This is a genomic window from Streptomyces sp. NBC_01381 (assembly GCF_026340305.1).
Taxonomy (GTDB): Bacteria; Actinomycetota; Actinomycetes; order Streptomycetales; family Streptomycetaceae; genus Streptomyces.
Window position 1 is genome coordinate 3,193,220 of record NZ_JAPEPI010000001.1, and the last position, 24,537, is coordinate 3,217,756.

10 protein-coding genes are annotated in these 24,537 nt (G+C 68.5%); 8 read left to right on the forward strand and 2 right to left on the reverse strand.

What is annotated here, in order from left to right; translation table 11 throughout:
* Positions 1–261: 261 nt before the first annotated feature.
* The 4 genes from OG453_RS14990 (at position 262) to OG453_RS15005 (ending at position 6,314) form a co-directional block, all read left to right on the forward strand.
* Positions 262–3,213: a DEAD/DEAH box helicase gene (locus tag OG453_RS14990; protein WP_266869869.1), complete on the forward strand. Its 2,952-nt coding sequence runs from the start codon at positions 262–264 to the stop codon at positions 3,211–3,213.
* Between the two features lie 60 nt (positions 3,214–3,273).
* Entirely contained in the window at positions 3,274–3,588 is a 315-nt protein-coding gene (locus tag OG453_RS14995) for a hypothetical protein (RefSeq protein WP_266868145.1), read from the forward strand.
* A 134-nt stretch (positions 3,589–3,722) separates the two neighbouring features.
* A complete protein-coding gene (locus OG453_RS15000) occupies positions 3,723–5,186 on the forward strand; it encodes an SWIM zinc finger family protein (RefSeq protein ID WP_266868146.1) in 1,464 nt (487 codons plus the stop codon).
* 141 nt (positions 5,187–5,327) lie between these two features.
* Positions 5,328–6,314 carry a DUF4073 domain-containing protein gene (locus OG453_RS15005; protein WP_266868147.1) on the forward strand — a complete coding sequence of 329 codons (987 nt, stop codon included), beginning with the start codon at positions 5,328–5,330 and terminating at the stop codon, positions 6,312–6,314.
* A 300-nt stretch (positions 6,315–6,614) separates the two neighbouring features.
* Here the strand turns inward: OG453_RS15005 and OG453_RS15010 are convergent, their stop codons facing one another.
* Positions 6,615–8,495, reverse strand: coding sequence for a DUF2075 domain-containing protein (locus tag OG453_RS15010; protein WP_266868148.1), 1,881 nt, complete (start codon positions 8,493–8,495; stop codon positions 6,615–6,617).
* A gap of 193 nt (positions 8,496–8,688) precedes the next feature.
* On the reverse strand, positions 8,689–8,892 hold the full coding sequence (locus OG453_RS15015; protein WP_266868149.1) for a hypothetical protein: 204 nt from the start codon (positions 8,890–8,892) through the stop codon (positions 8,689–8,691).
* Positions 8,893–9,393: 501 nt separating this feature from the next.
* On the opposite strand from OG453_RS15015, the gene pglW reads away from it, so the two are divergent.
* The 4 genes from pglW to pglX all read left to right on the forward strand — a co-directional run bounded on the left by pglW (position 9,394) and on the right by pglX (position 24,514).
* Positions 9,394–13,830, forward strand: a complete 4,437-nt coding sequence (gene pglW / locus OG453_RS15020; RefSeq protein WP_266868150.1) for a BREX system serine/threonine kinase PglW — start codon at positions 9,394–9,396, stop codon at positions 13,828–13,830.
* Positions 13,831–14,018: 188 nt separating this feature from the next.
* A complete protein-coding gene (locus OG453_RS15025) occupies positions 14,019–18,686 on the forward strand; it encodes a DUF4011 domain-containing protein (protein WP_266868151.1) in 4,668 nt (1,555 codons plus the stop codon).
* 44 nt (positions 18,687–18,730) lie between these two features.
* On the forward strand, positions 18,731–20,770 hold the full coding sequence (locus tag OG453_RS15030) for a DUF3320 domain-containing protein (RefSeq protein ID WP_266869870.1): 2,040 nt from the start codon (positions 18,731–18,733) through the stop codon (positions 20,768–20,770).
* Positions 20,771–20,875: 105 nt separating this feature from the next.
* Positions 20,876–24,514, forward strand: a complete 3,639-nt coding sequence (pglX, locus tag OG453_RS15035) for a BREX-2 system adenine-specific DNA-methyltransferase PglX (RefSeq protein ID WP_323178632.1) — start codon at positions 20,876–20,878, stop codon at positions 24,512–24,514.
* Positions 24,515–24,537: the final 23 nt, after the last annotated feature.

The window sequence follows — 24,537 nt, forward strand, 5'->3', positions numbered from 1 at the left end:
GGCCGTGAGCGGTGTGGGGACCGTTCCGCAGGCATCTTGTCGAGACGACATGTGCGCGTCAATATCGCGGGGCGAACTATTGTTAGGAAAGTTTCCTACCAGCGTTCATCCCGAGGTGGTCGACCTGCTGACTTAGGGTGGCTTTCGGGAATGACGTGAGGGTGGCTGAGGGTGAGCGAGGCGGTGAACGTGAGGGCGGTGCGGGTGCGGGACGCTGCCGCGGGCGCCGGCGACACCCTCGTGCCCCCGGAGGTCCGTGAGCTGCTGAGGTCCTGCGCTGCTGTCTTTCTGCCGGCCGAGGTGCCGCGGGAGGGGCGGATCGCGTTCTGGGCGCCGGAGGGGGAGCTGCCGGTCGGGGGTGCGGGGGCGGGGCTTCCGAGCGGGGGTCTTCCGGCCCCAGGGGTGGACGCGGGCCTGTCCCGCGCAGCCGAGGATGAGATCCGCGTCGTACGCCGACACGGCAAGGGTGTCCGTACGCGCACCGTTCCCGCGCTGATCCTGCCCGTGGCGGACGCGGTGCCGCTGCTCCTGCGGGCCGAGCCGGTGGCCGCGCACCCGCACCCGCACCCGCACCCGTACCCGTACCCGCGCCTGCACCCCGCCGTCGCCTGCTGGGCCGCCGCCGCCCGGCACGCGATGCACCTGGCCGCGCGGGGGCGGCTGCTGCCCGGTCTCACCGGCGGCGATCTCGACGCCTGGCGGGCGGGACCCCTTGACGAGGCCGACGTCACGCAGCTGCGGGCGATCGCCGCGGCCATGCCCGCGCAGGCGCACGCCGTACCGCTGCCCGGCAGCAGGCCCCTCTTGCTGCCCGAGCGGCTCGCCCTGGTCAGGGCCTTCGTCGACGCGGTGGTGGACGCCCTGCCCCGTACGCCCGCCGCGGCGCACGCCGTCGGGGCGCCCTTCGCCGCGCGCGAGCCGCAGCGGCTGCCGGGTGCGCGGGAGTGGGCCGCGGAGGTGGCGGCCGGGATGGACGCCGGGGTGCGGGTGTCGCTGCGGCTCGATCTGCGGGCGCACGAGGTGTTCGACAGGGCGGACCCTGCCGAGGGCGAAGCCTCCGGTGGCGGTGAGGGCGCGGCCGCGGCGGTGGTTCAGGTGCACAGCCTCGCCGACCCCACGCTCGTCGCGGACGCCGCCCAACTCTGGGCGGGGGCCGACCACTTCGGGCCGCGCGCCCGCGTCGACACGCTCCTCGCCGTGCGCCGCGCCGCCCGCGTCTGGCCGCCGCTCGCCCGGCTCCTCGAACGGCCGCTGCCTGACGTACTGCCGCTGAGCGAGGAGGAGTTGTACGAACTGCTCGGCGCGGCCACGGCCCGGCTCGGCGCGGCGGGCGTGGCCGTGCACTGGCCCCGCGAGCTGACGCGTGGCCTGACGGCGACGGCTGTCGTACGCCCCGCGCCCGGAACCGCGGCCGACAACTTCGACTTCTTCAAGACCGAGCAACTCCTCGAATTCCGCTGGCAGTTGGCGCTGGGATCAGAGGGGGCCGACGGAGCAGACGGATCCGGCGGGGCCGGTGATCCGCTCACCGAAGCCGAGATGGACGTCCTCGCGGAGGCGCACCGCCCCGTCGTACGCCTCCGTGACCAATGGGTTCTGGTCGACCCCGAACTCGTACGCAAGGCACGCAAGCGGGACCTGGGCCTGCTCGACCCGGTGGACGCGCTGTCCGTCGCGCTGACGGGCGGCGCCGAGGTGGACGGCGAGCGGGTCGATGCCGTGCCGATCGGCGCGCTCGCCCGGCTGCGCGGACGCCTGACCGACGAGCTGCACCCCGTCCCCCAGCCACCCGCCCTCGCCGCGACCCTGCGCGACTACCAACTCCGGGGCTTGTCCTGGCTGGACCGGATGACATCGCTCGGCCTCGGCGGCTGCCTCGCCGACGACATGGGCCTCGGCAAGACGGTCACCCTGATCGCCCTCCATCTGCACCGCGCCCGCCCCGAGCCGACCTTGGTGATCTGCCCGGCCTCACTGCTCGGCAACTGGCAGCGGGAGATCGAGCGCTTCGCGCCGGGCGTGCCGGTGCGCCGCTTCCACGGCGCGGGCCGCAGCCTCGAAGGCGACCTGGGGGGCGGCTTCGTCCTCACGACGTACGGAACGATGCGTACGAGCGCGTCCGAACTGGCGTCCTGCTCCTGGGGTTTGGTGGTCGCGGACGAGGCCCAGCACGTCAAGAACCCGCACGCGGCGACGGCGAAGGCGCTGCGTACGATCCCCTCGGCGGCGCGCGTCGCCCTGACCGGCACCCCCGTCGAGAACAACCTCTCCGAACTCTGGGCCCTGCTCGACTGGACCACACCGGGCCTGCTCGGCCCGCTCAAGGCGTTCCGCGCGCGCTACGCCCGCCTGGTGGAGGGCGGCGAGACCGCCGAGAACGACGAGGCGCTGGACCGCCTGTCCCGCCTGGTCCGCCCCTTCCTTCTCCGCCGCAAGAAGTCCGACCCGGGCATCGCCCCGGAGCTGCCGCCGAAGACGGAGACGGACCACCCCGTCAGCCTCACCCGCGAACAGGCGTCGCTCTACGAGGCGGTCGTACGCGAGACCCTGGCCCACATCGAGGCGTCGGAGGGCATCGCACGCCGCGGCCTGGTCATGAAGCTGCTCATGGCCCTGAAGCAGATCTGCAACCACCCGGCGCAGTACCTGAAGGACGCCGCGATCATGACCCGCGCAGGCCGCCCGCGCTCGGGCAAACTGGAACTCCTGGACGAACTCCTGGACACGATCCTCTCCGAGGACGGGGCGGTGCTGATCTTCACGCAGTACGTGGAGATGGCCCGCCTCCTCGAATCGCATCTGGCGTCGCGCGGCATCGGCACCCAGTTCCTGCACGGCGGTACGCCGGTGCCGCGGCGCGAGGCGATGGTGGACCGCTTCCAGTCGGGCGAGGCCCCGGTGTTCCTCCTCTCCTTGAAGGCGGCGGGCACGGGCCTGAACCTGACCCGTGCGGGCCATGTCATCCACTACGACCGCTGGTGGAACCCGGCGGTAGAGGACCAGGCAACGGACCGCGCCTACCGCATCGGCCAGACCCAGCCGGTCCAGGTCCACCGCCTGATCGCCGAGGGCACGGTGGAGGACCGCATCGCCGAACTCCTCTCCCACAAGCAGGCGTTGGCGGACGCGGTACTGGGCGGCGGCGAGGCGGCGCTGACGGAGCTGACGGATGCGGAGCTTTCGGATCTGGTGTCGTTGCGGAGGTCGGTGTGAGGGGCGGCGCTGCCGGGGGCGCGGGCGAGGGCGAGGCTGCGGGCGGGGCGAGGGCCGCCGGTGCCGGGGAGGGTCCTGCCGCTGGAGCCGATCGTGCGGGTGCGGGTGTGGGTGCTGATGTGGGCGGCGGTGCGGGCGTGGGCGTACGCGGCGCGGGGGGTGCGGGGGGAGCGCGGGACGCTGCCCGCGCAGGCATCGTGCGGTCTGCCGCTGCCCGCACGGGTGATGGGCGGTCTCCCGGTGCTCGCACGAGTGATGCGCAGTCCCCTGGTGCTCGCACGAGTGATGGGCGGTCTGCTGCCGCCCGCGCGGGGATCGTGCGGTCGGCTGGTGGCGCGGGCTCGGGTGATGGGCGGTCTGCTGCTGTACGGATAGGTGATGCACGGTCTGCCGGCACTGGCACTGGCACCGGCAATGGCACCGGCGCTGGCTCGGGTGAGATGACTGCTGGCCGCTCGGGTGATGCGGGGTCCGCTGGTGGGGCGCGGGATGCTGCGCGCGCAGGGATCGTGCGGTCGGCCGCTGGTCGTTCGGGTGATGCGGGGGCGGCCGGCGCCGGCTCAGGTGATACGCGGTCCGCCGCTGCCCACGCGGGCGACACGCGAGCATCCGCCGTCGGCACGGGCGACACGCGCGCCCCCGCCACCCGCACGGACGCCACGCGCGCCCCCGCCACCCGCGCGGGCGGAGGCACCCGCACCGCCGCCACCCGTACCGGCGGCACCGGCCGGGTCTTCCCCCCACTCCCTCAATACCCCGACCCCCAGGCCCCGTTCGCGACCTCCTGGTGGGGCAACGCCTGGATCGCCGCCCTGGAGGGGACGTCGCTCGACCCGGGCCGGCTCAGTCGCGGCCGTGCCTACGCCCGTGAGGGTCACGTCGACACGATCACCGTCGCACCGGGCCGCATCGTGGCGTACGTACACGGAAGTCGCCCGCGCCCCTACCGCGCCGAGATCCGCATGCGCACGCTCACCCCGGAGGACTGGGACACCTTCCTGGACGCGGTGGCCACGGAACCCGCGCACATCGCGGCGCTGTTGGACAAAGACATGCCGCACGCGCTGGCGGAGGCGGCGGAACGAGCCAACATCCAACTCCTCCCCGGCCCAGGTGACTTGGTCCCATCCTGCAGCTGTCCGGACCACGGCCGCCCCTGCAAGCACGCGGCGGCCCTCACCTACCAGACGGCCAGGCTCCTGGACGCGGACCCCTTCGTACTGCTCCTCCTGCGCGGCGGAGACGAGGCGGCGCTCCTTGACGAACTGGCGCAGCGCAACGCGCACGAGGCGGCCCGCGAGCAGTCCGAAGCGGCGACCGAGGCGGGCCCCGAGAACCTCCCAGGAACCCTGGCCCGAGAGGCCCTCGCCACGGACCACCGCCCCCCGCTCCCACCCCCTCTCGCCGCCCCCGCCCACGCGGGCGACCCCCCGCTCCTCCCCTCCCTCCCCGGCGCCCCCGACCCCACATCCCTGGAGTTCCTGGCAACGGACACGGCGTCCCGAGCCCACGCCTTCCTCACCACAGGCGCGGACCCCTTCGCGGCCGCCGACCCCTGGCACGACGCGGTACGCCTGGCCGCATCACACCCCGGCCTCACTGGCCGCCGCAGCTTCAGCCGCCAATTCACCGAACTGGCAAGGGCGGTGGGCCACACCCCCACCGACCTCTCCCGTGCGGCAGCGGCGTGGCGCCAGGGCGCGGAGGAGGGCTTGTCCGTCCTCGAATCCCCCTGGGACCCCCCGGCGGGCCCCTTCGACCGGGCCCGAGGCGCCCTCATCACGGCAGACCTCCCCCGCATGACCATCCACCGCAACCACCTCACCAACGCCTCCGGCTCCCTCCAACTCCGCTACGGGAGGGACGGCCGCTGGTACCCGTACCGGAGCGAGCCGGGGCGGGACGACTGGTGGCCCGAGGGGGAGCCGGACGAGGATCCGGTGGGGGCGGTGACGGGGATGATCGGGACGTAGGGGAGCGGGCGATCCGCAGGTGCTGGGCACCGCCCGGCCTCGGGGGCGGGAACCGCAACACCCAAAAGATCTCCAACAGTCCAACAAGTGGCCGCGGCGAGTCCAACTCCCCTTCCCTGCACCCCCATTACTCTCCCGGCCATGAAAACTCCCCCCACGTTCCCAGAGGCGAAGCCCCCCTCCCGCAGAACCTTCCTAACCGCCAGCGGCATAGCCCTGGCCACCATCCCCCTCGGCGGCCTCATCGCCGCCGAGGCGCGAGCGGCCGGAAGGGTAAAGGCCCCCGTCACCGCCCTCGACGTCATCTCCGACATCCAGGGCGACCTGGCCGACTTCGGCAACGCGCTGGACGACCTCAACTCCTTCGGCGGCTCCGACGCCCTCGTCATCGCCGGTGACCTCGTGGCGCAGGGCACCGCCCAGCAGTACGACGACCTCTACGCCACGCTCGCCGACCACCCCCACCCGGAGCGGGTCCTCGCCGCGCTCGGCAACCACGAGCAGTACAACGCCGACCCCTTCGACACCCAGGTCAAGCGTTTCCTCGACTACACAGGCATGCCGGACGTCTACTCCCAGACGACGGCGGGCGACCTCCCCCTGCTCTTCATAGGCACCACCGCGCCGGCGGTGAACGGCACCAACCCGCCCTTCGTGACGCTCGGTTCCTCCCAGCTCTCCTGGCTGGACGGCGCCCTCAAGTCCCACGCGGACAAGCCCTACGTACTGATCTTCAGCCACCACGTCCTGCCGGGCTCGGTCTCCGGCACCACGGGGCCGGACGCCGCCCGCTTCTACGACCAGGACTTCGTCGACGAGGCCGACCTGCTCACCATCCTCGGCGCGCACCCGAACGTCGTCTTCTTCTCCGGCCACACCCACTGGGACCTCAACCGCTCGGACTGGGCGGCGAAGAAGATCGTCGAGGGCGGCGACCCGAAGGGGTTCACCGTCGTCAACACGGGCTTCATCCAGACCATGTACGGCCCCGACGGCAACGGCGGCGAGAAGCCGGGCTCGGGCGCGGAGTCGCAGGGCCTGCGCGTACTCCTCGGGAGCGACGGCAAACTCACCGTCGAATCCCGCGACTTCAAGGCCAACAAGCTGATCCGCAGCCTCGCCGTCTGAGCATCCACGGATGCTCCGGCGGACACTGAAGTACTCGGTTTCGACGTTCCCGGCTTGGGGGAGCAACACCTGCGCCGCTCCGGCCGAGCACGACGCACATCTGGTGATCAGCCTGAGAATTGGCTTTATAGGTACACGGGTGAGCGGAATTGCCGCTAACTATATGCGGCACGGCCGGAGTCGGTGGTCAATCTGTCTGGCACCGTCAGGGGCTTGCCCCCTGCCTCAGGCTTGCTTCCAGTTGGAGACCGCAGGTGCGGTCGACTGTGTGCACTGGACTGGTCCCTTCGGCATTCCGCGTCAGCCGGATGGTACGACTGCCTTCGAGGCCCCGACGAGCTCCCGCAGCTTCTCGCGCGTCTCGGCATCGGTCGAGTAGATGACTGTGCCGACCATGCCGCGGGTCAACAGGACCTTGTACGTATTCCGGATCAGCTGGTCCACGTCCTCATCGGGTGTGGACTTCTTGAAGGCAGGATCCTTCGATGCTGTGCGGTCGGTGACCCAGCGGTCTCCTCGCCAGACCAGATCGGGGCCGATGATGACACCGCTCCAGTCGTACTCGAAGCCCTGAGCTGTGTATACGCATCCGACCTGGTCGAAGCCTGCCGGATCAGTGGCCCACAGCGCGGCCGGCGGAGCTCCCGCGACCCCGCGATCGCCGAAGACATTCCACGGCCGCGCCCAGTCGCCGATCGCCACATCCGTAGGCAGGGCCTGCCCGGGTGGATACTTCGTGGTCCACTTCCAGCAGTAGCCGGCCGACATGCGTGCGCTGTAGTCCTGGGCGCGGCGAGCCTGAAGGAAGTCCTCCATCTCCTGCGGGCTGTCTGCGACCAGGAGCTGCATCCTGTCATCGGGAGTCCAGGTCACGGCTCCGCCTGGTTGAAGTCCGAGGAGACGTACCACCCATTGCAGATACGTATCGCTGCCGCCGCTTCTGAACTGGCCCTCCAGGGACACCACTCGGCAGTCGAGTCCCTTTCTCGCCGCGGTCGCCTCGATCTCCTCGACCCTCCCCATTTCTCCGGGCCGTACCACTTGGTGCTCGTCGAGCAAGAAGACCGGCACTCTGGCTGCGTCGACCAGTTCTTCCACTTGGGGCTTGCCCGTTCGGTTCTCGGCGCGCGTGTACCTATTGGCTGACGTGAGCCGGATGCGGTGTGCCTCGTCGCAGATGAGTACGTCCAAGCCGTTCCGCTCGGCCGTGATGAAGCTGTTGAAGTACTTGAACAGATCCTGCACTTCACGCTTCCGGGCGCCTGCGACCTTCCTCATGGTCTTCGTGAACGACTGAGAGCCTGTGGCGTGGAGCGCGGAACGGCCTTGGCGGTACAGCTCGCCGAGCAAGGATAGGGCGATGACGCTCTTGCCGCTGCCGGGGCCGCCGGTGATCACGAGGACTTCCTTGTGGTCGGCTTGCGAGGCCCGGTGTACTGCGCGCATGACGAGCTCATAGGCGACTCGCTGTTCGTCCAGGAGGACGAACTGCTCGCGGTCGCGGATCTCGTTCGCGGCTACGGCGATCAGCTGCTTGGAGGGGCGGGCCTTTCCGGCGAGCAGTTCGTCGGCGGCGATGGCTCCGGAGACAGGCGCCAGCCGTGACTTGAGGAACTCGATGAACAGTCCTCGGCGCTCTTCGCTGAACAACCGACCCCGCTCGCTCTGTTCAACGGCGTAGAGGCCGTTGATGCCGAACTCTGTCGCATTGTGCAGGTACGCGGCGCCGGTGACGCGTTGCGGATGCTCGGCCAGGGCGCCGTTGAACGAGACCAAGTAGTCGCAGTAGCCCCGGACCTGTTCGATCGGGTTCAGTACGGGGCGGGAGTAGGCGTCCACTCGGCACAACAGGGCATCGTCGTCATCCGGTTCGGCCTGGCTCCACTGTTTCAACTCCACGATGACGTAAGACGGTTCGCCGGTGTCGGGATGTACACCGGCGAGTATGACGTCCGTGCGCTTGCTGGTCAGCGGCAGTTGGTATTCGAAGAGCGCGTGGACGTGATCGAGCCCCGCTTCCACCAGTACGTTGAGGAGCGCAGGCAGGCTCTTCTCCCACGACCTGGCTTCCGAGGCGCTGGGCCGGTAGCCGTGATCATTGACGAAATGATCGTGCAGCCGCAGGAAGAGCTGGCTGCTGTGGGCCTGTTCGAGGGCCGTGGAGACGGATTCACGCAGCAAGACGGGCTCCCGGGCAGCACGATATGAGTCGCGCGGGTGAGGGCGTGTCCTGCAGAGGAAGCCCGGCGGGCCGCACCGGTGATCGGCAGAAGCCTATATCGGTGTACATCGGTCTCCTTTCGCCAGGATGGAAGGGGCGCGCGGGGCGGGCCGCCACGCTGAACCCGGCCCGCGTCCCCCCGTCACTACCGGCTTACTTGCGCCGCCAGCGGAACACGGACAAGTGCCGCAGGATGGCGCCGACTTCGTTGAGGATCTGCGCGCGGTCGGCGGAGCGGCTGCCGTCCAGCGCAGCCTTGGCGATCTTGTTGGTGGTGAAGCATGCGAGGGCGTAGCACACAGTCACAGTGAAGGCTGTGGCGATGACGGCGACGATGGTCGCGTCCGAGGTCTGCACGGAAACACCTTCGGGGAAGAGGTGCCGGACAATCGGCGAAGAATCGATTCGCCATAATCCGGGCACGGTTGTCGTCTGGTTGGTCGTGGCCGGATCAGGCCGAGAGGTGGCGTGTGGAGCCACCGACGCAGAAGACGCGGTCTTCCCCGAGTGGGAGCGATGCGGATGAGCCGGGCGCAAGTGGCGCCACGGAAGATGGTGAGCCGCTGAGAACGGGCATGTGAAAGCTCCTGGTACGGGTGGAGGCGTTCCTGAAGCGGACGCCTGGCGGGCCGTAAAGCAGTGCATTCGAACGTTAGCACGGCTGATGTGATCTCTGGCCAGAGGGTTTTGATCTGGCGCTCGCCGGGCTGGAACCGTGTCGTTGGGCGTGGCCTGAACCTGCTTCCCGTGCCGGTCTGAGCAGCGCGGATCTCTGGGCCGTGTGCCTGCTCAGCGATGTAGGGTCAGCCAGGCACAGCACACCCACACGACGGGTCGGAGACCCGTGGAGGTTGGACCGTGACGGCAGCAGGAACGCCCTCGCCCCCCAAGCCGGGCCCACCTCCGCGCAAGCAGCGCTGGTTCCAGCCACGCCGCTCGAGCCATACGTGGGAACAGGAGGGGCTCGAACACATCCGGCAACTGATGCCGGCGAACGAGCCGTATCGAGCCTGGGCGACCTTCTCCTTCACAGCTGCTTCCGGCCGTACGAACGAGTGCGATCTCTTCATCGCGGTGCCGGGCGGCCTCTACCTCCTGGAGCTCAAGGGTCACCCCGGCCGTGTGGCCAACCATGGGGACACCTGGCAGTTCCACGCTGACCGTGTCCGGACCATGAAGAACCCGCTGCACCTCACAGACTTGAAGTGCAAGGAACTCAAGGGCCAGCTGGAACGAGCCGCCCGGGCCGCCGGCGTTGATCCCCGCCGGGTCCCGTTCATCAAGCCCGCAGTCTTCCTCCACGCCTCGGGTCTCGCCAGCGATCTTGACGAGTTCCAGCGCATCAACGTCTACGGGCGGAACGACGGATCCAGTGGTCTCGACAAGGTCTGGGACGACCTGCTCGGCCGGCCGCCTGAGAGGGAGAGCTGGCGGGTCACACCGCAGACCGCCCAGCTCCTTGAGCAACTGATGCAGAAGATCGGCATCAGCCACTCCATCGCCCACCTTCGTTTCGGCGACGACTGGAAGCTCGAGCCGCGCGCCTTGGACGCAGGCCCTGGCTGGGAAGACCGCCTCGCCGCACGCGACGACGGCCTTGTCCAGGAAGAGGGCAGGGTCCGTCTCTACCTCGTCGAGCAGATGGCGACGGAAGCGGCCAAGCAGGCCGCCGACCGCGCAGCCCGCCGTGAGTACCAAGTCCTGCAAGGCATCACCCATCGCGGGATCGCGCAAGCCGTGCAGATCCGCGAGCACCAGGGCGGACCGGCGATCCTCTTCCGGCACCGCCACACAGACCCGCGCCTTGACGCCTACCTCGACGCATACGGAGGCAGGCTCACTCCTGAGATCCGCCTCGACCTGGTCCGCCAACTCGCCGAAGCACTCCGGTACGCCCACAACCGGTCCCTGTACCACCGGGCTCTGGCCGCCCGCTCGGTGTATGTCTCCGCCAAGGAGGACGGCCGCGATCCCGTCGTCTGCATCACCGACTGGCAGACAGCGGCGCGCGACTTCGACACCACGTCGATGCGATCCATCGGCGATACCCCGCTTGATCCGAACCTCATCGAGGACGCCGCTCAGGTGTTCCTCGCCCCGGAGACGGACCGGGAGTTCGCTGATCCGGTGGACCTGGACTTGTTCGGGCTCGGTGCGCTCTCCTATCTCCTGCTCACCGGCGAGCGCCCGGCTGCTCAGCGAAGCGCCCTGATCGAGCGTCTGTCGGCGGAAGGCGGCCTGCACCCCTACGCCGTCGCCGACGGGCTCTCCGACAAGCTGGACGACCTGGTCTTCCAAGCCACTCGGGCCGAGGTGAACGACAGACTTCCGTCGGCAGAGCGCTTCCTGGACCTCCTCGACGAGGCTGAGCAGGACACGGCAATTCCGGAGCGGGCCGCCACCGCGGAGAGCGACCCCCTCACGGCTCTGCCCGGCCAGCCTCTGGATGCCGAGTGGAGCGTCAAGCGCGTCCTCGGTACGGGAGCTACTGCCAGAGCCCTGCTCGTAGAGCGGGTGGTGGACGAACTCGAAGGCCCGGCGGGCGAACCAGCGTACGAGGAGCGGGTCTTCAAGGTCGCGCTCGATCGCGACAAGGACGCGCGCCTGTACGCGGAAGCCCATGCGCTCAAGGCAGTGGGCGGCGGGCGGATCATCCGTCTCCTGGACGAGCCCCGCGAGATCGCGGGCCACGCCATTCTGGAACTGGAGTATGCGGGGGAAAGCTCCCTCGGCGCGCGACTGCGCGGCGAAGGGCGGCTCACCTATGACCAGTTGGAGCGCTACGGCAACGACCTCTTCATTGCCCTGGACCAGCTTTCCGCCAAGGGCATGCGGCACCGCGACATCAAGCCGGACAACCTCGGCCTGCACAAGCGCAGCGACGGCTCATGGCAGCTGATGCTGTTCGACTTCTCCCTTGCTGACGCTTCCGAGCGCGACATCAGCGCCGGGACTCGGGGCTATCTGGACCCCTTCCTCGGCAGCGTCCGCCGCTCCCTCTACGACGATCACGCCGAGCGGTACGCCGCCGCCGTCACGCTTCACGAGATGGCCTCCGGCGAGCGCCCGGTGTGGGGGGACGGACAGACCGATCCGCGCATGAGTGAGGACGTCGGGCTCTATGTCGCTGCCGAGCTGTTCGAGCCCGGACTGCGCGACGGCCTGACGGTGTTCTTCCAGCGCGCGTTGCACCGGGATGTGGACCGTCGCTTCGATACCTTCCAGCAGATGGAAGACGCCTGGCGGCGCATCTTTCGGACGGCGGATTCGGCGAAGCCGGCCACGACCCAGGCCACCGTCGGAGCCGCGGCTGCCACCACGGAGGAGGCACGCGAGACAGCAGCCGCGGCGGCGGAACTCAGCACGGGACTGGAGGCTGCAGGCCTCTCCCTGCGCGCGGTCTCCGTCGCGGGCGGCCTGGGCGCAGGCACCGTCGAGGAACTTCTTGACATCCCTCCGCACACGATCTCCCGCGCGCGTGGCGCCGGCGCCCTGGTCCGCAGGGAGCTGAACCGTCGGCACAAGCAGTGGACGGCGATGCTGTCCCGCCGTGCTGCGGAGCCCGAGCCCTCCGCCCCGTCGACGACGGATAGCCCGGTGTCCGAGACCGCGGATCCGGAGGCCGAGGCGCAGCGCATCGCGCGTGAGTCCGTGGACTCCCTCGCCGCACGGCTCGCCCCGGCCCCGGCTCGCAAGGGAAATCTCCGTCCCGAGGTCGTAAGGCTCACACTTGGTCTCCCACGGTCCAAAGAGGAGGGCGGCGGACTCTCACCACTCGGCCCCTGGCCCCCGCAGACGGCCGTCGCCAAGCACCTCGGCAGCAGTCAGCCGACCGTTTCGCGCCACCATGTGGCCGCGATCGAGGAGTGGAGCGCCACTGGTTGGCTCACCGCAGTCCGTGATGAGCTGGTGCAGACGCTCGTCCAGGCGGGACGCGTGCTCACTGTGCAGGAGGCGGCGGCCGAACTGCGTATCCGGCATGGCGCCGGCGATGACGCTGCAGGTCGAACTCTCGCCAAGGCCTTGGCAGTTGTACGTGCCGCTGTCGACGCGGAAGTCCTCCAGCGCGGAACTGACACCGACCACGAGCCGCGCCTGGCAGTCCTCCGCCGCGGCCCGCGCGTGCTTCTCGCCCTGGAGTCGCTGCCCGGTACCGACGACCCCACTCCGCAGGAGCTCGCCGACTACGCTGCTGCGCTTGGCACGGCTGCCGACCGCCTGGCGGACGAGGATCCTCTGCCGGGTCGGGGCACGGTCGTGCGAACCCTGCGCGCGGTGGCCGCACCGGAGGGCATGGCGCCGCTCGCCGACACCCGCCTGGTGGCCCTGGCAGCGGCGGTCGCACAGGACGCAGCGGCCTCTCCCCGCCTCGAGCTCTACCCTCAGGCTCTGGGCCTCGCCCGTGCTCTGCGCATTTCCCAGGCCGCGGCCGGGGTGCGTCGCGAGACAGGCATCTCGATCACCGAGCTGCTGTCCAGGGTCAACGCACGCTTCCCGTCACTGGCCATCACCGACGCACCCACCCACATCGAGGTGGAGGACGCACTGGCCGAGGCAGGATTCCCGCTCGAATGGGACGCCGGGCGAAAGCGTTTCTTCCCGCCGGCCGTAGAAGGCGCACGCTGGACGAGCTCCACCTATACGCGTACGAGTGTGCTCGTCTCCGAAGCGCAGGCCGCGGTGGCGGCGGGGCGCGATCCGCAGATGGTGCTGCGCGCCAAGCTTGCGACGGCAGCCCAGCGAGGTGGCTTCCTCGCTCTTACGCTCAAGGGTGTCGATCTGCCGGGCGCGGCCGGGATGCTGGCCGCCGAATTCGGCGTGGTTCCGGTGGACCTCAACGCCGAGTTCCTGCATACATTCCGTGTGCTCGCGGGCGAGTTGGGCACGGACTGGTCGAAGGTCCTGAGGGCGGACGCGGTGTTCACAGAGTCGGGCGAGCTGAAGCCCGGACTGCGTTCGTACAGCCAGCGCGTCACGGACAGACTTGCCGAGCGGCTGAGGTCGATGGCGGAGGATTCAGGCCCGAAGGCGGTGCTCTTCGCCCACAACGCGGGCCTGATCAGCCGCTACTACGAAGGCGGCGGACACGACCTCCTGGTCGGCCTGCAGCAGTCTGCCCGCCGCCCCGCTGAGGTCCCGCACGGGCTGTGGTGGCTGTGCCCCATGGAGGACCCGCAGCAGACGCCGTCCTTGGACGGCCGGACGGTCGAGGTCGTGGACCGGGCCACGGAGTGGGCTGTGCTGGACTCGCTCTTCCTCAAGGGACTTCGGACACGCGTGGACGTAACGACCTAGGTGTAGTTGGCACTTCACTCAGTGGAGCGATGGTCGTAGGATTCTACGACTGTGCGGGACCAGCGGGACTTACGCGGCCGGTGTGCGGGATGAAGGTCCCTGGTTGCGGTGATGTCCCGGTCGCACATTGGACGTTGGGGATGTCTGCGCTTCGGCGACCCCAGAGATGACAACAAGCAAGGACGAACGTGACTACTCCGGGCGCCTTTGGTGGCGGCGAAGATCTGGCTCGGCTCAGAGAAGTCCTTGCGGGGTGGCGCACCTCCCTTGTGGACCTCAGTGGACGCAACCGCCTGTTGAACTTCCGGCACACCCGGAGCGCGACCCTCGAGATCTCCTCCCCCTCCGCCGAGGTTCTCGCAGGGGGACTGGACCGCGGATGGGACTTCGCTCCGCTGCCGGACGAAGAGCCTGAGGTGGAGGAGGGGGACGGCGAGCAGGCTCAGCGGCCGGTCGAACGCGTCGACCGCGGTGGCGGGATTGTCACGCAGAAGACCACGAGCCCTGCACTGCACCGTGCGCTGCTCAGCCTGCGCAGCAAGTCGACGCAGTTGTTCAACGACTACGGTCTGTGGACCCTCCACCTCGGTGTCGGCATGCTCCACTGGTGTGAGGACGGGGCCGAGGCAGGCAGCGACGCACCGCTGATCTTGTTGCCGGTCCGGGTCGAACGCACCGCGAACGGCCGCGTCCGGCTCATCGCGAACGATGAAGAGGAACCGAGGCTCAACCCGGCTCTCAAGGTGAAACTGGAGCAGTTTCACATCGACTGGGGTCCAGTCACCGAGCAGGAGCCGACAGACATCGCCGGAGTGCTCAAGGCAGCTGCCAGCACGGTGGCGGGTAAGCAAGGTTGGCATGTTCTGCCCCGAGCGGTTGTGTCGCTGTTCGCTTCTCACAAAGAAGCGATGTACCAGGACCTGCTGGAGAACGAGAACCACGTCCTGGGCAGCGACTTGGTGAAGGCGGTGGCCCTCGGGCCGCGTGCCGGGCTGGCTCCTGACCGTTTCGACTTCGAGGAGATCGAGCTCGACCGGATCGACGAACTGAGTCCACCCGAGGACAGCCCGCTGGTTCTCGACGCAGATGCGTCCCAACGGCAGGCTGTCGCCGCCGCCGTGGCGGGGCAGTCCTTCGTTCTCGATGGCCCCCCTGGAACTGGGAAGAGCCAGACGATCACCAACATGATCGCCGGTCTGATGCATGCGGGCCGCAGCGTGCTCTTCGTCAGTGAGAAGGCCGCCGCCCTCGATGTGGTGCTCGACCGCCTGCGCTCGGTCGGCCTCGATTCGTACGCCCTCGCCCTGCACAGCCACAACACCAGCCGCAGGGCCGTCGCTCAGGAACTCGGGCGCGCGTTGGAGGAGGAGCCGCGTGCACCACAGCTCTCGCAGCAGGCCATCGCCGAGGCGCGGGAGGCGCGCGTGGCCCTCAGCGGTTACGCCGAGGCGATGAATGAGGCTCGTGAACCGCTCGGGCGGAGCCTGCACGATGTGATCGGCCAGGTGGGGCGCCTGTCCGAAGCCCCGGTGGCCTACCTGACGGCATCGACCGAGGACACTGAGCAGCGGGAAGCTTTCCAGGCCGAGCGACTGACCGCCCAGGATCTGCAACTGGTCATCAACGCGACGGAGGCCATCTCCGCTGCGTGGGAAGCGGTCGCCGATCCGTCATTCCCGTGGCGCGACCTGCGTACGGGCATGACACATCCGCGGCCCGCTCTTGATCAGGCCAAGGCTGCGCTTGACGGACTCACCTCAGCAGTGGCCCGCTACCCGGACCTCGCCCCCGACGGCGAACCGGTATCCGACGAGGCAGGCATCAGCAGGCTGAAGGCACTGCTGCGGCTGCTCGACTCACGGAGCGCGGTCCCTCAACACTGGCTGACAACAGACGACTTCGCCGACACGGTGGACAACCCGGTCGATGACTTCACCACAGAGTTGAGGAAGGTCCACCGAACTCAGGCCGCCGCCCGCGCAGCAGCGGGCGAACGGTGGGAAGAGCTGTCGACACGGCTGACGGCCGAGGCGGGCGACGGCGAGAAGGCGCTGCAGGCGCTCTCGCCCTGCGGAGTCGACCCGTTGGCGTTCACCGAGGAAAAGGCAGGGGAGCTCTCGCGGAAGTTCGAAGCCATGGCAGAGGTGCTCGACCGAACACACCAAGGCTTGGCAGGCATCAGCCAGTCTCTCGGGCTCGACGTCCCCAGTGGGTTCGAAGCGGCCCAGGACGTCTGCCATGTTGCCGAGCTGGCAGGCGGCGCGCATCGCCCCTTGGAACGGTGGCTGCATCCGGAGGGTTCGGCCGAGGCCGACCGGGCTGCGGCAGGTGTGGTCGCGGATGCCCTTGGCGCCTTCTTCTCCCGACGTGAACAGGTGCTGTCCGCCCAGGCGCGGGCAACCGCACAGGCTGGTCCCGGGTGGGCGGACCTCGGCCCTGATCTGAGTGCACAACCACCGGCGAGCGAATGCGCGCTTGCTGAACTGCAGCCCGCCGGCATCGATGTGCCGTTGCTGTCGCGACGGCAGGCCGGAGAGCTCGCCGAATGGTTCGGCGGGCTGTCCCGGACAGTGGAGTCGGCCGGACAGCGCGCCGCATCGGTTGCCGCGATGCTCGGCTGCGCGGAACCGGCAACCACAGCCGAGGCCGAGGATCTGGTCGCACTCGTCGAACTGGCCACCGCCCCGGACCGAGCGCTGGCCGACTGGCTCGACCCTCAGACGCTGCTGCTCGTACGGGAAGCAGCCACCGAAATCGAGTCGGCCAAGCGCGAGTTGGCGGAGGCCGAGCTGGCGGCCCGTGACACATTCCGGCCCGAGACGGTCTCTGCTCCTGAACTGGAGGAGACGGTCCAGCGATTGGTGGACGGCTCCAGGGGCATCGGCGGCATGTTGTCCGGCAGCGTCCGTGCGGATCGAAAGGCCATCGCCGGTCTTACGGTCAAGGGCGATTGGCGTGGCGAGCTCTACGAGAAGCTGCCGCTGGCCCTCGCCTGGCACACCGCCTACAGCCGTCTGCGATCGCTCTCCCTCGCCCACGCCCAGTTGCTCGGCCGATATGCGGGAACAGAGCTGCCCGACGACGCCGGACTGCAGGCGGCCCTGGCGCATGCCGAGTCCGTCCATCGACTGGCCCCGCGCGCGGTGGCGAACCCGTACCGCCGTGGTCTGCTCGCGGCCCAGGTGGCGTACGGTCACGCTCCGACTCCTGGACTGCTGGAGCAGGGCAGGGCATTGCGTGGCGAACTCGGTACTTGGCAAGAGGACTTGACCCGTCCGTACTTGTCGGCGTACGCGGCTGAGCTCACGAAGACTCCTCTGGGTGATGCCGCTACCTGGCTGCGCAGCCATCTTGATCCTCTTCGGCAGGCCATCGCTCTCCTTGACACAGTCACGGCCGTAGGCCGTCGCGATGCTCAAGCCGGTGCCGAGCACACGCTGTCCACTGCCCGGAGCGCGATTGCGCTTGCTCACGCGGCTCAGCAGGAATCCGCGGCGTTCGCCGCCCGGCAGACGACGGACCAGCAGCTGCTCGGCCCCTGGTATCAGGGGTTGGACACAGATCCGGCCGGACTGGGCGCCGCCGCACCCGGTGGCGTTGCCGGCTGGGAGTCCGCCCAGGAACTGCTCTACCGTTCCCACGACTTGACCCGCCGGCAGCAGGGTCCGAATGCGACTGAGCAGCAGCGCGAACTGCTGGGACGCTACGTCATCGACGGCTGCCCCGACACGCACGCACTGTGTAGCGCCTTGGATGCGGCGCAGACGGTCGCCCGTCTGGCGCCCGCGACACTCGCCGATCCCGCGCGCCGGACGCGTCTTGCCGAATCCCTCGCTGACGGCCGACCGGCGCCGAGTGAACTGCTGCGTCAAGTGGACGGGTTGCGAACCGAACTGGACGCCTGGAACCAGCAGGCGCGGGAGCCGCATCTCGCAGCGGCGGCGTCCGAGCTCCTCGCGTGCCCTCTCGATGAGGTGGCACGGTGGTTCCGCGCGCACGTCGAGCCTTTTGAGGATGCAGCCGATCTCATCCACTCTGTGACACGTGTGACCGACGGGGGGGTCGGTTTGACCCTCTCCCGGGCCCGTGAAGCGGTGGCGGCGGTCGTGGTCGCGCGTGCCGCAGAGGCGGGCCTTGCGGGGAACGAGGCCGCGCACCGGGAGTTGCTCGGTGACCTCTATCAGGGGGCGGGGACGGATCGTGATCTGGTCCTGGATGCCTTGGACTGGGCACAGAAGGTTCGCCGGACTGTGCAGGGCGGCCGGTCGGCGGCGATGTCCCCCGGAGCCGCGCGCACAATGCTGACCGCGGCTCCCGATGCGTCCGTTGCCCGTCGTCATGGGGAGTGGCTACGGCAGAGCGCCACGCTTGCCGGGTACTTCGATGATCAGCGGGAGGAGGACGTCCGCCGAGAGCTCGCTCGATCAATGCCGTCGGCCGAGGAGTTGCTCTCCCGGCTGGACAACGATCCCTACGGTCCGGAGGCCTGGACTTCCTGCGCCGACGCGCTCGACAGGCTGCGACGATATGGGCTGGACGGGCTGCCGACACAGCTCGCGCAGCGTGACGTGTCCGCGAGGACTTCCCGGCCGCGATGGAGCGTGCGGTCCTCACGGCCTGGGTGGAACACCAGCTGGCCGTCGACGCCCGGCTGCGGCCCATGCGTGCCGTCGAACGCGACCAGCTGGTGGAGCGTTTCCGTACGGCGGACCGTGACCTGGTGGAGGCGGCCCACGCCGACGTCATCGCGGTGTGCAACTCCCGCCGCCCGCGCCGCACTTCGGTCGGACAGGCGGCCATACTCCGGCGTGAGTCGGAGAAGCAGCGCCGGCACATGCCGGTGCGTCGACTCCTGAGCGAGACTCGTGAGGTGACCCGCCTCGTCAAGCCCTGCTTCATGATGAGCCCTTTGACGGTCAGTCAATTCCTGCCGCCCGACTTCCGTTTCGACGTAGTCATCTTCGACGAGGCGTCGCAGGTGCTGCCGCAGGATGCGGTGAACTCCGTCTATCGCGGCAATGCGCTGATCGTCGCAGGCGACCAGAAGCAGCTTCCGCCCACGTCGTTCTTCAGTGCCGCCAGTGAAAGCGACGATGACGACGAGTGGGACGAGGACGGCAGCGACGGCTTCGAGTCCGTTCTCGACGCCTGCAAGGCCAGCGGAGTACTGCGCGGTCTGCCCTTGCTATGGCACTACCGCAGCCGTCACGAGAACCTGATCGCCTTCAGCAACCACGAGTTCTACGACAACTCCATGATGACGTTCCCTGGTGCGCTGGAGCAGAGCCCGGACGTAGGGGTGGAATTCTTCAAGTCGGACGGTGTCTACGACCGCGGCGGGCGCAGCAACAACCCGGGCGAAGCCGCGATGGTGGCCCAACGGGTCATCCACCACTTCGCGACCCGCCCCGGCCGCACACTCGGTGTCGTCGCCCTCTCGAAGGCGCAGGCCGAGGCGATTGAGGAGGCGGTACAGAAGGCGCGAGCAGCCCGCCCCGACCTGGACCGCTTCTTCACCGACGACCGTCTCGACGGCTTCTTCGTGAAGAGCCTCGAGACCGTCCAGGGCGACGAGCGAGACGTCATCATCCTGTCGGTCGGCTATGGCCCCGATCAGCAGGGCAAGTTGCGCTCGACGTTCGGCCCGATCAACAGGGACGGGGGTTGGCGGCGCCTCAATGTCGCCGTCACCCGTGCGCGGCGGAGGATGGAGGTCGTCACCTCGTTCTACGGCGGCGACCTGCCGGACAGCACCAACAAGAGCGTCCAGCATCTCAAGCGCTACTTGCAGTACGCACAGCACGGCCCGCAGATCCTCCAGACCGAGGCGGCCGACTTCGACGCGGAGCCGGAGAGCCCCTTCGAGGAAGAGGTCCTTGCTGTGCTGCGGGACTGGGGATACTCGGTCCAGCCGCAGGTCGGTGTCGCCGGCTTCCGTATCGACATGGCTGTACGTCACCCCGGCGCTCCCGGGACGTACGCCCTGGGTATCGAGTGCGACGGCGCGATGTACCACTCGTCGCGGGCTGCCCGAGACCGTGACCGGCTGCGCGAGTCGGTGCTGCGAGACCTGGGCTGGAAGCTGCACAGGATTTGGGGCACGGACTGGTACCGGAATCGGCGGGACGCGATGGCGCGGCTGAAAGCTGCCGTGGAGGCGGCGTGTACGGAGGATCCGCATGAGGTGAGGGCGGGGGCGGCGGATGCGCCCGTGTCGTCGCCTGAGCCTGTCCTGTTTGGGGAGGGGGCGGCTGAGTCTGGCGTCTTCCCTGCCCCGGCTGCTTCGTCTGCCTCGGTGTCTGTGCCGTCGCCGCGGGTGGAGTTCGTGACGGTGGACGAGGAGCCGTCGGCGTGGAGCCGGGAGTACGAGGAAGCGAAGACCGCCGAGCTGCGCAAGGTGCGGACCGCATCTGCTCGTAGCCGCATGCTGCACAGGATCGAACTGCAGGATCCCGAGGCCGCGGACGTCGTCGCCGATGTCGCCCTGCATGCGATCCAGGTGGAGGGCCCGATCGAGGAGGACCTGATCTTCACGCGGGTTCGCTCGGCGTGGGGCCTTGCCCGTTCTGGGCAGGTCGTCCAGGGCCGCATCCGCCAGGTTCTCCGGGATCTGGTCAGCAAGGGCACGATCGTCCAGATCGGTACGGCGTACGACCGGCCGGGGCGTGCGGTGGAGTTCGCGCGTACGCCGACGCGGTGGTGTGAGCGGAGGGTCGCGCTGGTGCCGGCGGTCGAGCGGCAGCTTGCGCTGCGGAGTGTGGTTGAGGAGCAGCTTGGTGCGCAGCGTGAGGATCTGCTGCGCGAGGTGGCTCGCTTCTTCGGATGGGCTCGCCTGGGGGCGGACATCAGGGAGGTGCTGACAGGCGATGTCGACGAGCTGGTCGAGCAGGGTTTCGTGGTGGAGACGGACGCCGGATTGATGCCCGCGGAGGGTGACTGAGATGTGACCGTGGGTTGTCTCCAGCCGCCCGGAGATGACTCGCTGAGCTGGCACGATTGGGTGAGCAGCCATGCGATGGAACGTGAGCGAAGGTGGGACTCCCCGGTGGACAAGGCCGCACTGCTGAAGGATCTGCGGAAGCAGGTCACCGTGCTGGAAGACGATCTGCGAGAGCGGACCGAGTCGGTCGACGAATTCCGTGCGGATCTTGAGCGGGAGTATGCGGCGGCGCGGGAGGGCAGTCGTACGGCGGCGACGTACGGGGCGTGGCGCGACGAGCGGGTCATTCAGGCTGCTGCTGCGTGGGTCCTTGCGACGGTGTTCGTGCGGTTCTGCGAGGACAACGGGCTGGTCGAGGATCCGTTCATCGCTGGGCCGGGGGAGCGGCTTGCGGATGCGGAGGAGCTGCAGGCGGCGTTCTTCCGGAAGAGTCCTGAGCTGAACGACCGGGACTGGTTGGTGGCGGGTTTTAAGGCGCTGGCCGAGTCGCATGAGGCTGTGGGCGGCCTTTTTGACCGGGAGCACAACCCGCTGTGGGAGTTGACTCCTTCGTACGAGGCGGCGACTCGGCTGCTTGCGTTCTGGCGGGAGCGGGACGCGGACGGTGAGATCCGGTACGACTTCACGGACCGGGAGGAGCTGGATACGCGGTTCCTCGGTGACCTGTATCAGGACCTGAGTGAGCATGCCCGGAAGACGTATGCGCTGCTGCAGACGCCGGAGTTCGTCGAGGAGTTCATCCTTGACCTGACGCTGGAGCCTGCGGTCGAGGAGTTCGGCCTGGACCCGGAGTGGAAGCACAAGCCGCGGGGGTGGGTGGGCGACGAGGCTGTGGTGCGGGGGCTTCGGTGTATTGACCCTGCGTGCGGGTCGGGGCACTTCCTGCTGGGGATGTTCGAGCGGCTACTGAGGAAGTGGCGGGCGGCTGAGCCGGGGACCGAGGACTGGACACTGGTGCGGCGGGCGCTGGACTCCGTCCATGGGTGCGACAAGAATCCGTTCGCAGTGGGGATCGCCCGCTTCCGGTTGCTTGTTGCAGTGTTGAAGGCTTGCGGCGACGAGGAGCGGCGGTTGGCGGTGCTTCCTGGGTTTCCGATCAACGTGGCGGTGGGGGATTCGCTGCTGCACGGGCGCGGGATTGAGTCCGTGACGGAGACGCTGGACACGTTGTTCGCGGGGGACGGGGACGAGCGGACGTTCGCGTATCGGACCGAGGACGTCTGGGACTTTTCGGACGGGGTCGATCTGCTGGGGAGGGACAGCTACCACGTCGTGGTGGGCAATCCGCCGTACATCACGGTGAAGGACAAGCAGGAGAACGCGAACTACCGCAAGGCCTATGGCGCGTGCGCGGGGACGTACGCGTTGTCGGTGCCGTTCGCTCAGCGGATCTTCGAACTGGCCGTGCGTGCAGAGGGGTTGCAGCCTGCGGGGTTCACCGGGCAGATCACGGCGAACTCCTTCATGAAACGGGAGTTCGGCAAGAAGTTGATTGAGGAGTACTTCGTCAGCGACCGTGTGGGTGTGACGCTGACGCATGTTGTCGACACGTCGGGTGCCTACATTCCCGGGCACGGCACGCCGACCGTGATTCTTGCGGGGCGTAACCGCCTGCCCAGCGAGAAGAACACGATCCGCGCGGTGCTGGGAGTTCGCGGCGAGCCGGATCAGCCCACGGTCGCCGCCAAGGGGCGGGTCTGGAAGGCGATCCGTGAGCAGATCGGCGAGCCGGGAAGTGAATCGGAGTGGGTATCGTCGATCGACGCTGCCTGGAAGACGTTCGCGACACATCCCTGGTCGCTGAGCGGTGGCGGTGCCGGTGAGCTGGCTGAGCGGATCACTCGGTCTTGCGAGCCGCTGCGTAACCGCATTGAGAAGCCGATTGGGAGGGCGATCCGGGCGGGTGCGGACGAGGCGTTCATGCGGCCATTGCGGCCGACTCTCCGGACGGTCCTTGATCGGCGGGCTCTCAGGCCGCTGATGGTTGGGGAGGTGGTGCGTGACTGGGCCGCCAGTCCGATGGACGGAATCTGGTATCCGTACGACGGTGTAGTGACGCCTGCGGCGATTGAGGCGGAGCTCTTCCCGTGGCGGACGTTTCTGGCTGCGCGGCGGACGTTTCAGGGGGATATGGCGGCGGCGGGGCTGCGGTGGTGGGAGTACATGCAGCACACGGCTTCGGCGTATGAGACTCCGCTGTCGATCACGTTCGCCGAGGTAGCGACGCACAACCACTTTGTGCTTGATCGGGGCGGGAATGTGTTCAAGCAGACGGCGCCAGTGATCAAGTTGCCGGAGGGGGCGACCGAGGAAGAGTATCTGGAGTTGCTGGGGGTGCTGAACTCGTCGGTGGGGTGTTTCTGGCTCAAGCAGGTGAGTCACGATAAGGGAAGCCAGTCGGGAACTGGTGGCTTCATGCATGACGAGTGGGAGAGGTTCTATCAGTTCAATGCGACCAGATTGCAGGGATTCCCTGTACCTGCCGAACTGCCTCTCGACCTCGGGCGCGGTCTTGGTTCTCTGGTGCAGGAGTTGGCTGCGCACGAGCCATCCGCTGTTGTTACAGAAGGCGCACCCCTCCGGATGGCTCTGGACGAGGCCCGTGCTGCGCACGCCAGCATCCTTTCTCGGATGATCGCTCTCCAAGAAGAGCTGGACTGGACCGTCTATGGTTCGTACAACCTCCTCACCCCTGACGAACTGGCCCGTACAACCCTGTCCAGTACAGCCGAGGTTCCCGAAGTCGCGTTGGGGGAGCGGTCGTTCGAGATCGTGCTGGCCCGCAAGGTGGCTGCGGGCCAGACCAGGACCGTCTGGTTTGACCGGCACGGTTCCGAACCGATCACGGAGATTCCCGCCCACTGGCCGGGCGACTACAGAGCCGTCGTTCAAGCCCGCATCGACGTCATCATGTCCCGTGAGGACATCGCCCTCATCGAGCGCCCCGAGTGTAAGCGCCGATGGGCCTCGGAACCCTGGGAAAAGAGGGAGAAAGGAGCCCTCCGCGCTTGGCTGCTCAACCGGTGCGAAGACGAGAAGCTCTGGTTTGCCCTGCGGGACGGGATGCTCCAGCCCCGCACCTCGACCGTGTCCCAACTTGCCGACGCCCTCCGGCAGGAAGGAGACGTACAGACCGTTGCCGAGCTGTACGCCGCCGATCACCTTGGCAAGCGGGACGCGACCCTTGTGACCGTGCTCGCCGAGGTCCTCTCCAGCGAGCACGTGCCGTACCTCGCCGCGCTTCGTTATAAGGAATCGGGCCTGCGCAAGCGCGAGCAGTGGGAAAACGTGTGGGATCTGCAGCGCCAAGAAGGTGAGCCGGAGGAGACGCTAGGCAACCGTGTACCGCCGAAGTACAGCTCCGGCGACTTCTCAAAGACCTCTTACTGGTCTCGCCGCGGCAAGCTCGACGTCCCGAAGGAGCGGTTCATCTCCTACCCGGACGCATCGTCGGACTCCGACCCCACCCTCCTCCTCGGCTGGGCGGGGTGGGACCACAAGGACCAGGCTCAGGCCCTGGTCAACCTCGTCAACGACCGTACAGAGCAAGCTGCTTGGGATGCGCCGCGCCTCGCTCCGCTGCTGGCTGGCATTCAGGAACTCATGCCCTGGGTGCACCAGTGGCACGGTGAGCACGACGAGGAATGGGGCGGTATCCCGGCAGAGGAGTACCAGACGTTCCTCGACGAGCAGTGCACGAAGCACGGGCTGTCCGCCGACGAGCTCAAGGCGTGGCGCCCCTGACGTCTCCGACCTGACACAGCTTG

Excerpts from the sequence above, each read along its gene's own strand:
- OG453_RS15030 (WP_266869870.1), top strand. The coding sequence starts at position 18,731 with ATGAGCCCTTTGACGGTCAGTCAATTCCTGCCGCCCGACTTCCGTTTC.
- OG453_RS15005 (WP_266868147.1), top strand. The coding sequence starts at position 5,328 with ATGAAAACTCCCCCCACGTTCCCAGAGGCGAAGCCCCCCTCCCGCAGA.